Origin of the sequence: Mitsuaria sp. 7 (assembly GCF_001653795.1) — a bacterium.
Taxonomy (GTDB): Bacteria; Pseudomonadota; Gammaproteobacteria; order Burkholderiales; family Burkholderiaceae_C; genus Roseateles.
Map to the genome: position 1 here is coordinate 4,654,504 of NZ_CP011514.1, position 12,519 is coordinate 4,667,022.

The window sequence follows — 12,519 nt, forward strand, 5'->3', positions numbered from 1 at the left end:
CACGAGAGTCGCGGCCGCTCGCCTCATGACGACGACGCCTCCAGCACGTAGCCCATGCCGCGCACCGTGCGCAGCATCTTGGTCTCGAACGGATCGTCGACCTTCGCGCGCAGGCGACGCACGGCGACGTCGACGACGTTGGTGTCGCTGTCGAAGTTCATGTCCCAGACCTGCTCCGCGAGCACGGTCCGCGACAGCACCTCGCCGCGACGCCGCATCAGCAGCGCGAGCAGCAGGAATTCCTTGTTCGTCAGGTCGATCGACTGCCCGCCCCGGAAGGCCTTGCGTCGCGCGAGGTCCAGCTGCAGGTCGCCGAGCGTCAGCATCGTCTCCGACGCGCCGCCCGATCCGGCGCCCGCGCCCGATCCCGAGCGCACGCCGCGGCGCCGCAACGCCGTCAGCCGCGCGAGCAGCTCCGAGAAGGCGAAGGGCTTGACGAGGTAGTCGTCGGCGCCCTCCTGCAGGCCGTGGACGCGGTCCTCGACGCCGTCGCGCGCGGTCAGCATCAGCACCGCGACGTCCTTCTCCGCCTTGATCGCCTTCAGCACGCTGAAGCCGTTGATGCCCGGCAGCATCACGTCGAGCACGATGAGGTCGTACTCCCCGTTCAGCGCCAGGTGGCGGCCGTCGATGCCGTCGGCGGCCACGTCGACGACGTAGCCGTTCTCCGTCAACCCCTTGCGGAGGTAGCCGGCCAGCTTCGGTTCATCTTCGACGACGAGGACACGCATCCCTGCTCCTTGGACGCCGCCGCCGGGCTCGAGTCCCGCGGCGGCACAGGCGTCACGTGGCGGATTATCGGCAGCAAGTCAGCGCTGGCCCTGCGCGGCCTTCACGATCAGGTCGGCGACCGCCTGCGGTTGCGACAGCAGCGAGACGTGGCTGGCGTTCAGCTCGATGGTCGAGGCGCCCATGCGCTGCGCCAGGAAGCGCTGCAGGTCGGGGTTGATGGTCCGGTCCTGCGTCGACACGGCGTACCAGCTCGGCTTCACGCGCCAAGCGGCGACCGTCGTCTTGCCGCTGGCCACGGCCCGGGCGAAAGGCTGCTGCACGGCGAAGTAGCTGAGCGCCTCGGCGGACGGCAGATCGCCGGCGAAGTCCTTCAGGAAGGCGTCCTGCGACAGGCTGCCCCAGTCGCCGTTCCACTTCAGGCCGGCGGCCGCGGGCGCCGTCGGGAACTTGCGGGTCAGGGCGGGATAGTCCTCGCCGGCGTCCGGCGCGCGGGCCGCGATGTAGACCAGGCCGCTGACCTTGGGGTCGGCGCCGGCCTCGCTGATCACCATGCCGGCGTACGAGTGCCCCACCAGCAGCGTCGGGCCGTCCTGCTGCGCCAGCGCGCGCTTCACGGCGTCCGCATCGTCCTGCGGGCTGGTCAGCGGGTTCTGCACCGAGGTCACGTGCAGGCCCTTGGCCTGCAGCAGCGGGATCACCTTGCCCCAGCTGGAACCGTCGGCGTACAGGCCGTGCACGAGCACCACGTTGTGGACAGCGACCGGCGCGGACTTGGCCGAGGCGGCCGCCGACTGCGGGACGGACGGCGCGGCATCGGTGTCGGCCTGCGCGGCGCCGATGGACACGGTGGCGAGGAAGGCGGTGGCCATCAACTGGCCGAGGAAGGTCTTGCGGTTCATGAGGCTCTTTCGCGTGGAGGGATCCGCAGCGGCCCTGTGCCTACTGCTTGGAATGGACTGTAGAAATCGGGCTCCCACGCGAAACGCACAGCCACATTACAAGTTTGAAATCTTCGCGGGGCGTCCCCTCCATTTCCTCGGTCATCCCCAACTTCGCAGATTGCGGCCCGCTCGCGCGAAGCCTAGGCTGGGCGATCCATACAGCGGGAGACCGCCATGCCCTTGGCCCATGACGCGCGCACCAGCGGCATCGCGCTGGCACTGTCGGGCGGCGGCTTCCGGGCCGTGCTGTTCCATGTCGGCGTGCTGTGGCGGCTCAACGAGCTCGGCGTGCTGGGCAAGCTGGCGCGGATCTCCAGCGTGTCGGGCGGCTCGATCACCTCGGGTCTTCTGGCCGTGCGCTGGCCGCGGCTCGCATTCGGGGCCGACGGCCATTCCGCGCAGTTCGAGTCCGAAGTCGTCGCGCCGCTGCGCGAGTTCTGCGCGCGCAACATCGACGTCGCCTCGGTGCTCTCCGGCGCGTTCAACCCGTTCCGCTCCGCGGGAGAAGCCGTCGCCGACGAGTACCGCAAGCGCCTGGGGCTCGATGCATCGCTGCAGTCGCTGCCGGACGACCCGCGCTTCGTGTTCAACGCGACCAACTACGCGACCGGCGTCAGCTTCCGCTTCTCCAAGCCCTACGCAGGGGACTACCGCATCGGCCTGATCCCGAAGCCGCGCTTCGATGTGGCGACGGCGGTCGCCTGTTCCAGCGCGTTCCCGCCGGTGCTCGCGCCCATCGAGCTGGACGTGCGCCCCGAAGACTTCACCAAGGTCGACGGCGCCGATCTCTACGACCAGATCGACTACCGGCGCCGCCTGATGCTGGCCGACGGCGGCGTCTACGACAACCTCGGTCTGGAGACGGTCTGGGGACGCTACGAGACGGTGCTGGTCAGCGACGCCGGCAAGCCCTTCGACATCGACGCGGGCATCGGCACGATGGCGCCGCGTCAACTGATGCGCACGATGGACATCGGCCTGAACCAGGCGCTGGCGCTGCGCAAGCGCATGCTGATCGCGGCCTACGCGCGCGGCGATGCGAAGGGCGCGTTCTGGGCCATCGACACCGACATCGCCGACTACCCGGCAACCGAAGAAGCGAAGCTTCCGGTGGCCCCGGCGCGCGTCGCCGACCTCGCGGCGATCCGCACACGGCTCGACCGCTTCAAGGAACAGGAGCAGTGCGAGCTGATCAACTGGGGCTACGCGGTCAGCGACGCCGCGGTGAGATCGCGCTCGCCGCATGCGGCGACGCGACACCAGTCGCCGGCCTGGCCATATCCGAAGCACGCGCTGAACTGACGTCGCTCAACGCACGCTGCTTCCGAACACGCCCGCGATGTCTGACATCTTCCGCATCGAACTGCTGCCCGCGCGCCACGGCGACTGTCTGCTGCTCGAATACGGCGACGCCGCGCGACCGCATCGCGTGCTCATCGACGGCGGTCCGATCGGCGCGTACGGCGCGCTGTCGCAGCGACTCGCGGCGCTCCCTGCGGACCAGCGCGAGCTGGAGCTGCTCGTCATCACGCACGTCGACGGCGATCACATCGAGGGCTGCCTCAAGCTGCTGAACCACCGCGAGCTGGCCACCTTCCGCGACATCTGGTTCAACGGCTGGCCGCATATCGCGCAGCCGCTGAAGGAGCCGCCGCCGCCACGGCCCGGTGCGACAGGCACTACGGGAGCGATAGGAGCGATAGGAGCGGCGGGAACGATGGGAGCGATGGGCGGCCTTGCGGCCGCCGAGGCCAACGCCCAACGCAGCGCACTGCAGGGCTCGATGATCAGCGTCCGCATCGAAGACCGTCAGTGGAACGCGGCCTTCCAGGGCGCACCGATCTTCGTGCCGGCGATCGGTCCGCTGCCCGTGCGCGAGCTGCCCGGCGGCCTGCGCCTGACGCTGCTGTCGCCGACGCTGGAGAAGCTCGAGAAGCTGCGCGCCGCCTGGGATCGCGCGCTGGACCGCGCCGAGCTGGACGCCACCGATGACGCCGCGCTGAGCGCGCGCCTCGAAGGCCGCGCGGCCTTCCGTTCCGGCGGACTGCGCCGGCGGCCGAAGCCCGAGGAGATGCTGTCCTCCGCCGCGCTGGCGCTCGGCCCGATCGACAACGCCGTGGCCAACGGCTCCAGCATCGCCGTGATCGCCGAGTACCAGGACCGGCGCATCGCGCTGCTCGGCGATGCGCACGCGCCGACGCTGACCGCCGCGCTGCGCCGCCTGGCCGGCGCGGCAGGAGAACCGCGCCTGCGACTCGACGCGGTGAAGATGGCCCATCACGGATCGGCCGCCAACCTGAGCGAGGACCTCCTCAGTCGCATCGACTGCAAGACCTGGCTGGTCTCGACCGACGGCAGCATCTTCAACCACCCCGACGACGAGGCGATCCACACCGTCGTGAGGAACGTGCCGGGGGTACGGCTGCTCTTCAACTACCGCTCGGTGCGAACGGCGCCGTGGGACGACCCGGCCCTTCGCGCCGCGCACGGGCACGAGGCCATCTACCCCGCCGACGCCGCGGCGGGTCTCTCGCTCGACCTCATGACAGGACGCCCGACGTGACCAGCATCGCCGAGGCCCAGGCGTTGTCCTGCCCTTCGTAGCGGCGGTAGAGGCGACGCCGCGCGTGACCGAAGGCGGCATCCAGCGAGCGGCTGCGCTGCAGCATCCGGTAGAAGAGCAGCGCCTGCACGGCCGCCGTCCGGTCGTTCACCCGGCAGCGATAGCCGAGCAGCGCATGGATGCCGGCCTCCGCGGCCAGCGTCGCGAAGCCCGAATTGCCGCTTTCGCAGCTGCTCAGGTAGACGAAGCGCGTGTCGCGCAGATAGCTCAGGATGTCGCCGAAGTCGACGCACTGCGGCTCCTCCTTCGGCCCGACGAACAGGAACCCGGTGCCGCCCAGCTGCCGCGCGCCGGCCGGCTGGAAGCAGGTGTGGCCGGCGAAGTGGATCAGGTCCCAGCCGCCGTCGCCCAGCGCCGCCACGAGGCTCTCCCGGCTGAGCGGGCCGTCGAGGCCGATGACGCTGACGTTGCGCTCGTGGAAGAGCGGCTGGCCGCTGCGCGGATCGGGCCGCGTCAGCAGCTTCTTCACCCGCGCGCATTCGCGCCGCACCGCCGTCAGCGGCGCCAGCTGCAGCGCCCCGCCCTTGAGCTGGTCGTCGTACGCCGTGCCATGCGTGTCCGCGCAGATGAGCAGCGCGCGGCGTGCCGCCACCGGACCGGCGAACAGGCTGCTCTGGCTCTCCTTCGAGGCCGCGAGCCGCCGCGACATCGACGCCGCCTTCGCCAGCCAGGGCACTTCCTGCGAGGGCTCGAACATCGCTTCGAGCAGCAACGGATAGCAGTCCTCCGACACCTCGAAGGTGATGCGGTCGGTCACGTCCTTGCCGGCATCGCCGAGCTGCTGGAAGGCCTTGAGGCGCGCGTTCTCGCGCTGCAGCCGGAAGCTCTCCTGGTCCTCGCACAGCGCGATGCGGATGCTCTTGCCGATGCGGGAGAACTCCTTGTACCAATCGGGCTCGTGCATGTACTGGGCCTGCCAGTCGAGCCGCGCCGACTTGCTGACGGTCAACGGCCCCGCCCCCGTGAACTGGAAATCGATGCCGTGCATCTCGAAGCGCCAGTTGTCCGCGATCGCGGACACCCGGATGTCGAGGCACGGATTCAGGGCCGCCACGCGCGCCCGTCCGCCGCGGCCCGCGAGCGCGCCATCCGCTGCGCCACGGCCTGCGCCGCCTGCATCGCCGCCGGCAAAGGCACCGTCCGCTTCAGGCGACTCCAAGCCCAGCAGTTCGAGCGCGAAGCTGCCCGCCGACGCCGGATCCGCATGCAGCGTCACGCGCAGGCGGATGCAGGCCATGTTCAGTTCCGTGGTCATCGCCGGCGCGAGCAGCATCATCGGCGTGCTGCCGAGCACGCGCACCTCGCGGCAGAACGCCAGACCGCCGTCCTCGGCGACGACCGCGCCCGCGTCGTCGGCCAGTTGGCTGCCGACGATGATGTAGTCGAAGGGCTGGCCGGTCAGCAGTTCGAGCCCGGTCTCACGGTTGGTCTCTTCCTGGATCGTGTGACGGCCCAGCTGCCGCAGCCGCTTCTTGATCTGCGGACCGAGGCTGCCCTGCTGCTGCGGGCTGAGCACGAGCAGGATGTCAGCCATGGATCCTCCGGCGCAGGAAGCTCAGCACGAACTCGGTGTCGCCGTCCGGCAGCACGCCGGCCTTGAGCGCGCCCCCCTGGTTCTTCATCAGCTTGCCCAGCAGCGGGTTGGCCAGGCGCAGGTCCGCCTGCGCCGCCTCGGGCGCGGAGAAGCGCTCGCCGTGGCGCCGCGCGGGCGGCAACCGGCCGCGCAGCCGCAGGAAGACGAGCTCGTCGTCCGGCACCAGCGTGAGCCGCACCATCGCCGTCTCCGGCGCCGCGCGCAGCAGCACCGACAGCAGGCTCTCCACGACGATGTGCATCTGCATGTGGTCGGCTTCCACTTCCACCTTGCGCGCCGCGGTCTCGAAGACGACCTTGCGGCGCTCCGACGCGGCCAGGCTGGCGAGCAGCGCGTCGATCTCGCAGTCGAGCCGGATCGTGCTCGCGACGCGCGAGGCCACACGCGCCTCGCGGTTGTACATGGCGAGCCGCGTGAACGCGTGCTTCACGCGCCCCAGTTGCCGCAGCACGGTCTGCAGCTCCCGCCCGCGTGCCTGCTCGCGCGCCGCCTCGGAGGCGAACGCGGCTTCGAGCTGATCCTCCAGGCACGACATCGCCATGCCCAGCGGCGCCTGCGTCTCGACGGCCAGCTCGTAGGCGGTCTCCTCGAGGAACTCCAGCTGCACCGAACGCCGGATCGGCCGCAGGTCGCGCGCGATGAAGACGTGACCGCCGAGCCTGCCCGGGAAGTCGCGCCGCGTGACGAAGACGGAGATCGCGCCTCCGTCCGCCGCCGGCGCAGCGGCGTCCGCGCCCGGCACGACGGCACCGGGCGCTTCATCGACCACGGCGCTTGTGACGCTCGCAACGCCCGCGACACCCGGACGGCAGACGCGCAACTCGCCGATCCGGTCGCCCGCCTCGGTGCCGTCGAGCAACGCCGCCAGCGGCTCCGGGTTCTGGAACAGCGCCAGCAGACTGCGTCCTTCCAGCGCCTTTCGGCCAACGCCGAACAGCGCTTCCGCCGCCGGATTGACACGACGGATGCGCAGCTTCGCGTCGGTCGCGATGATCGGATCGGAGACGTTGTTGACGCACTCCGTCATCAGCGTCAGATCGCTGATGCGCTCCATCGCGCCGGCCACCTCCTGCGCGATGTCGGCGAGCTGCCGCACGTGCTCCCGCGAGAACGCGTTCACCCGCGGATCGTCGACGTTGACGATGAAGCGCACGCGCTCGCCTTCCGAGAACACGATCGGCACGGCCAGCTCCGAACGGATGGGCTCGCCGTCCGGCGTCTTGACATACTCGGGGTCGCGCGTCACGTCGGGAATCTTCTGCGGCTGCATCGTCCGCACGACCCGGCCGAGGATGCCCTGGCAGAGGCCCTGCGCGTAGTCGCCCCAGGACACGCCCGTATCCACCGCAAGCCCGTCGTCGCCGCGCCGGGCCGAGGCCACGCGCACGATCGCATCCCGCGCGCTGTCGATCCGGAACAGCGACACGTGCTGCCAGTCGAAGATCTCGACCAGCGCATCGGACAGGCAGCGGCAGGCGCCCTGGATGTCGACGCAGCGGTTGAGCTCGCGGAACATCTTCAGCTGACGCCGGTCGCGCACGCGCTCCGCGTGGTCGAGGCTGCACAGCACCGCCTCGATCAGCGGCAGCTGGTTGAACAGCGCCAGGTGCTGCTCGTCATAGGCGCCGCGCTCGCGGCTGAGCAGCGTCATGATCGCCACGGTCCGTTCGTCCTCGCCCTCGCCGCGCGTGATGCGGCGCCACATGCTGGACTTGAGGTCCATGGCGTGCATCTGCCGGCTCATCGGCTCCTCCGCCATGTCGGACCAGGGCGGCTCGCTCATCACCGTCTCGAAGTCGTGCACGCCGCCGCACTGGCTCTCCATGAACGCGCGCTGCGCGGCGTTCAGCTCGTACCACGCGGTCGGCACGTCCTGCCGGAACGGCGGGTGGTTGAAGACGATCTCCGACTCCCAGGCGCTGTCGTCCTCGACGACGCGCGACACCAGCATGAGGTCGAAAGGAAGCTCCCGACGCAATGCTTCCGCCACCAGCGGCAGCAGGTCCGGGCGGCCGGCGTGGCTCAGCGTGAGCGCGCGTACCTGGTCGGTCAGCACCTGGTGCTGCAGGCTGCGGAAGAAGCCGAGCGACCCGACCACGGTGCCGCGCTCGTCCATCAGCGGCAGACCCGTGACCTCGACGGCGACCTGCCGTTCCGGATCATCCTGGCAGGTCAGCGTGACGCGGTAGGCGCCGAGCTCGCGGTTGCGACGCCCGCGCGTCTCCTCGTCGAGCACGCGGCCCGCCTCGCCGGCGAAGAGCCGGTCCAGGCGCAGCTGGTCGACGTGCTCGACGCCGCTCATCGCCAGCGCCGCGGCATTGGCGTAGAGCACGTGGTTGTCGAGGTCGCGCTGGATCACGGCGATGCGCGAGCCGTCGAAGACCGCCCGCTTCATCTGCCCCAGCATCGCGGCGGCGGCCGCCGAGGTGGGCCGCAGCGCGGCGTCTTGCGCGGAGTCATCCATGAGCCGCCTCCCGGCCATCCCTGGCCATCGTTGCTTGCCGACACTCCCCTGCCAACGGCTCGAAGGCTACGCCGATTGATCCGGCGACGCGCCTGACAACCTAGGGATCCGCGATCCCGACGCGTGCCCTGCACAGGTGTCGGTGGGTGCCATGACTCATCGACGGCATCAGCCGTTGAAAGTCCACCAATCGGAGAGCGCTCCGACGCTGGCGTTGCGAATTCCACCCCCGTAGAGTGACTGCCCTCCCCGCGACATTCCGCAGTGGAGCAGGCGCCGGCAGCCAGGGCTCGGCGATGTCGAACGCAGCGTTGCCGAGGATGCATTCCGGCCATGAAAAAAGACCGACCGACTGATCAACACTCGCCTGATCCGGGCATTCGCATTGCATGGTGGAACACGGGACTGTCGCCGACGCGAGTGCCCGACAGGGCAAGCCCGGACGACTTCAAGCTGGCCAGCAAGATGCTGCGCCATCTGGTGGAGGACATCCGGGCGGATGTCGTCGTCCTGGGAGAGATGGCGGAGTGCAGCGTCAAGGGCCTGCGCGAGGCCTGCCCCATCGCCCGTGCCGAATTCACCTGGCTACCCGCCTTCCACAAGGCAGGCCTGAGTCGTTTCTCGTTCTGCGTGCTCAGCAGGACGAATCGCCTCACCGTCAGTTTCAGCTCGCCCATCGTCAAAAACGACGGGGAGCGCATTTGCAAGGTGGGCCTGCACTTTCTCATCCGCCTGCACGAAGGTGGGCGACCTTTCAGCCTGATCGCGTCGCACTGGCCCAGCAGGCTCCATCTGGATCGCAGCGACAGCGCGCGAACCCACATCGCTGCCCATCTGCGGCGATGGATAGACGACCGCATCCTCTCTCTCAGGAGCGAGAACGTCATCCTGATCGGCGACTTCAACGACGAGCCCTTCGACGAGGGGCTGGAACGATATCTGTATGCGAGCCGGGACAGGAACAAGGTCTTGCGGAATCCCAACTTTCTCTACAACCCGTTCTGGCGCCATCTCAGTTCGCTCCCACAGCGCTCGCCCAAGGAACAGGAATGCGATGCCGGCACCTACCACCACCCCGGCGCGCAGTACTCCGACTGGCATACCTTCGATCAATTGATCGTGTCTTCGGCGCTGCTCTTCGGCCAATCCGGATGGCGTCTGAACGAAGAAAACACCCGGGTTTCAAGCGTCCCGGCGCTGGACGACGGCGAGGCATTTCCCCACGGCATCTTCGACCACCTTCCCATCATCGGACACCTGGAAAGGACTTTCCCATGACTGATTTCCTGCGACACATCCAGGAGGGCATAGCGACCGCAAACACCGCTGAGGCGGAACGCGCGGAGATACGCGGCATCCTCGATCAACTGAATCTCGCGGTCCGGACCGCCACCCTCGGCAATGCCGAGCTTTATGTCGGCGAATTCCGAAACAAGGAGGACGAGAAGCTCATGAGCATCTCTGATCTGCCGCAGCGGCTTGTGATCCGAAGCACCAAGAACGACAAGGAGGGCCGGATCATTGCAGGCTGGGACGTCGACATCGACGGCGGCTACTCGGTCAGCCTCGTCTACAACTTCATGCGCATTCCCTGCGGCACTGCCTATCAACTGACGGAGGAACTGAGCGTGCTCATGGAAAGCGCCCGCGTGGGTCGAGCGATTCAACAGTTCTCTGTCTGAGCCACACCGACGCACCGCATCCGCAGCCCAAAAGACGAAGGCGGACATCCTTTCGAATGTCCGCCTTACCCATTGACGTCCGGCTTGCGCCTTTGCGATCCACCACCAGGAACCCTGGACCGCATGAACCAAAGAATACGCAGCGACGCGCGCCCTCGGAAGGCGGGTTCACCCCATCGCGGCTTCAGCGGATCGCTGATGCGCATGTGAGGCGATGCCCTACGCTGCTCTACGCCTCGGGCGACTTGAGCAGCCGGTACAGCGTGTTGCGGCCGATGCCCAGACGCCGTGCAGCCGCGGAGTGGTTGCCTTCGCATTCGTCCAGGACGCGTCGTGCATGCACGCGCGATTGATCGCGCAGCATCGCCGGTGGTGCCTCCGTCGAAGCGGACTTCGACGCCGCCGCTTTCGCGCGTGACGTCGACGATGGCAGCGCCGGGATGAGCACCGGAATCGCCATCGGCTCGTTCTGGTCCAGCTCCTCCACGAGATCATCCGGCAGATGGCCTCGCCGGATCACCGACTCGCCGGGCTCCATCAACGCGCAGGCGATGCGCAGCGCCTGCTCCAACTGGCGCACGTTGCCAGGCCAGCGGTAGGCCGCCAGCTCGCGCGACAAGGTCGGATCGATCACCACGCGGCGGGCCGGCTCCAGCGCCGCGAGCAGGCGCTCGATCAGCAGGGGCAAGTCCTGACGCTCCCGCAGCGGCGGCAGGCACAGCGTCAGGCCGTTGAGCCGGTAGTACAGGTCTTCGCGGAACAACCCCTGCGCGACCAGCGGGCGCAGCGGACGGTGGCTCGCGACGATGAGCTGGAAGTCCACCTGCACCGACGGCCCGCCGCCCAGCGGCTGGACCAGCCGGTCCTGCAGCACGCGCAGCAGCCGCGCCTGCAGCGGCATGGGCATGTCGCCGATCTCGTCGAGGAACAAGGTGCCGCCATGCGCCTCGCGCAGACGCCCTTGCGCCCCTTCCCGCGCAGCGCCGGTGAACGCGCCGGGCCGGTAGCCGAAGAGCTCCGCCTCGATCAGCGTCTCCGGCAGCGCCGCGCAATTCACCGCCACGTAGGGTCGACCGCGGCGCGGACCGCTGTCGTGCACCGCCCGGGCGAAGAGGTCCTTGCCCACCCCCGACTCGCCTTGCAGCAGCAACGGGATCGGCTTGTCGAGCACCCGCCGCGCGCGGAGCACCGCCTGATGCATTGCCGCGTCGCCGAGGTCCAGCGCCTGCAATGCATCTTCCACCTTTGGCACGCAGGGCGACAAGCTCGGCAGAACCTCCGCTTCGACGATCGCCGAGCCCGCGCTCGTGTTTGCGTTCGCGTTTGCGTGTGGCATCGGCGGCGCGGGGCGTCGCCACCCGCGCGGTGCATCCAGCCGCAGCCATAGCGGCGGCGCGTCCTCGCGATGCAGGAGCCGGGCGCCTTCGCCGTCCCGTCGCGCCCAGTCCATCAACTCGGTCCATCGCAACGGCAACACCGACTCCAGTGGGCTCGGCCTCGCCGCGTCCGTCCCCAGCCACGCCTGCGCCGCCGCGTTGCAGCCGAGGATCCAGCCGTCCTCGCTCAGCGCGAGCAGGCCCTCGGTCGGTGTGCCCAGTCCCTCGGGCTGGACGTGGATCTGCAAGCGCAGTCCATCCGCATGGCGCGTCTGGAACAGGCGGTGCTCCACCATCCGCGCCGCCGAGCGCACCAGCGCCAGCGTGTGCCGCTGGAAGCCGCGCTGCTCGCCGGAGATGTCCAGCACGCCCAGCACCCGTCCCTGCGGATCACGGATCGGCGCCGCGGTGCAGCTGAGGAAGGCATTGCGCTCCAGGAAGTGCTCGCCGCCGAGCACCGCCACCGGCCGCTGCTCCGCCAGCGCCGTGCCGATCGCGTTCGTGCCCCGCCAGCGTTCGTCCCAGATCGCACCGGGCCGCAGCGCGACCCGCTGTGCGCGATCGACGAATCGACCGTCGCCGAGCGCGCCCAGCAGCAGCCCCTGCGCATCGGCCAGGATCACGAGGCCGTCACCGTCGCCGGTCTGCTCGAAGAGGTCCTCCATCACCGGGCGCGCATGGGCGACCAGCTCGTGCTGGCGCTCGAGCGCGCGTCGCAGTTGCGCGCCGGACGCGTGCGGCGCGCCGGGCGGTCGGCCGACCGGGCTCAGGCCGAATCGCGGCTGCGCAGCCAGCTGCGGCTCAGCCCTTCGTCGAGCGCCTCGACGCTGAGCCGGCCCGTGTCCAGCAGCTCGCGCCGCGCGGCGCGCAGCAGTCGCGGCGCCAGGGCGGCGCCGCTCGGGGTTTTCACCATGCCGTTGTCTCCTTGGCATTTTTCATGGACGTCACCGGCCCTTTGCGGGCTCTCGATCGTCTCGGCGCGTGATGCCCGCCGGGTTGAACCGGATTCGGCGATCAGGTGTTCCATTCCGGAACACCTGTCCCACCGTTCAGGCGTCTGGTCCAGCGTGGACCGATCCTGACCAACTCTGCCCTCGATGGGAAGAG

The 12,519-nt window shown here is 69.2% G+C and carries 10 protein-coding genes; 4 read left to right on the forward strand and 6 right to left on the reverse strand.

Annotated elements, in window-relative coordinates; genetic code table 11:
• Nucleotides 1-23 precede the first annotated feature (23 nt).
• Both ABE85_RS20475 and ABE85_RS20480 read right to left on the reverse strand, forming a co-directional pair.
• Nucleotides 24-731 (reverse strand): heavy metal response regulator transcription factor, encoded by a 708-nt coding sequence (locus ABE85_RS20475; RefSeq protein WP_067278956.1) that lies wholly within the window; start codon nucleotides 729-731, stop codon nucleotides 24-26.
• A gap of 78 nt (nucleotides 732-809) precedes the next feature.
• Complete coding sequence (locus ABE85_RS20480) at nucleotides 810-1,631, reverse strand: alpha/beta hydrolase (RefSeq protein ID WP_067278958.1); 822 nt, start codon at nucleotides 1,629-1,631, stop codon at nucleotides 810-812.
• 216 nt (nucleotides 1,632-1,847) lie between these two features.
• Here ABE85_RS20480 and ABE85_RS20485 point away from each other — a divergent pair, with 216 nt between their 5' ends.
• Together ABE85_RS20485 and ABE85_RS20490 are read left to right on the forward strand one after the other, a co-directional pair.
• Nucleotides 1,848-2,975, forward strand: coding sequence for a patatin-like phospholipase family protein (locus tag ABE85_RS20485; RefSeq protein WP_067278960.1), 1,128 nt, complete (start codon nucleotides 1,848-1,850; stop codon nucleotides 2,973-2,975).
• A gap of 37 nt (nucleotides 2,976-3,012) precedes the next feature.
• A complete protein-coding gene (locus ABE85_RS20490; RefSeq protein WP_067278963.1) occupies nucleotides 3,013-4,236 on the forward strand; it encodes an MBL fold metallo-hydrolase in 1,224 nt (407 codons plus the stop codon).
• Here the strand turns inward: ABE85_RS20490 and ABE85_RS20495 are convergent.
• Together ABE85_RS20495 and ABE85_RS20500 are read right to left on the reverse strand one after the other, a co-directional pair.
• A complete protein-coding gene (locus ABE85_RS20495) occupies nucleotides 4,214-5,830 on the reverse strand; it encodes a CHAT domain-containing protein (protein ID WP_067278968.1) in 1,617 nt (538 codons plus the stop codon). The two genes, ABE85_RS20490 and ABE85_RS20495, sit on opposite strands and share 23 nt — an antisense overlap.
• Entirely contained in the window at nucleotides 5,823-8,354 is a 2,532-nt protein-coding gene (locus ABE85_RS20500) for a GAF domain-containing protein (RefSeq protein WP_067278971.1), read from the reverse strand. Before ABE85_RS20500 ends, ABE85_RS20495 begins: the two co-directional genes overlap by 8 nt.
• Nucleotides 8,355-8,687: 333 nt before the next feature.
• Between ABE85_RS20500 and ABE85_RS20505 the strand changes: the two genes are divergently transcribed.
• Both ABE85_RS20505 and ABE85_RS20510 read left to right on the forward strand, forming a co-directional pair.
• A complete protein-coding gene (locus ABE85_RS20505) occupies nucleotides 8,688-9,632 on the forward strand; it encodes an endonuclease/exonuclease/phosphatase family protein (protein WP_157522676.1) in 945 nt (314 codons plus the stop codon).
• On the forward strand, nucleotides 9,629-10,036 hold the full coding sequence (locus tag ABE85_RS20510) for a hypothetical protein (protein WP_067278975.1): 408 nt from the start codon (nucleotides 9,629-9,631) through the stop codon (nucleotides 10,034-10,036). The genes ABE85_RS20505 and ABE85_RS20510 overlap by 4 nt, the downstream gene beginning before the upstream one ends.
• Nucleotides 10,037-10,265: 229 nt before the next feature.
• Here ABE85_RS20510 and ABE85_RS20515 read toward each other — a convergent pair whose 3' ends face one another.
• Together ABE85_RS20515 and ABE85_RS28815 are read right to left on the reverse strand one after the other, a co-directional pair.
• Nucleotides 10,266-12,077 (reverse strand): sigma-54-dependent Fis family transcriptional regulator, encoded by a 1,812-nt coding sequence (locus ABE85_RS20515; protein WP_310732586.1) that lies wholly within the window; start codon nucleotides 12,075-12,077, stop codon nucleotides 10,266-10,268.
• Between the two features lie 101 nt (nucleotides 12,078-12,178).
• On the reverse strand, nucleotides 12,179-12,439 hold the full coding sequence (locus ABE85_RS28815; RefSeq protein ID WP_310732587.1) for a hypothetical protein: 261 nt from the start codon (nucleotides 12,437-12,439) through the stop codon (nucleotides 12,179-12,181).
• Between the last annotated feature and the right edge of the window lie 80 nt (nucleotides 12,440-12,519).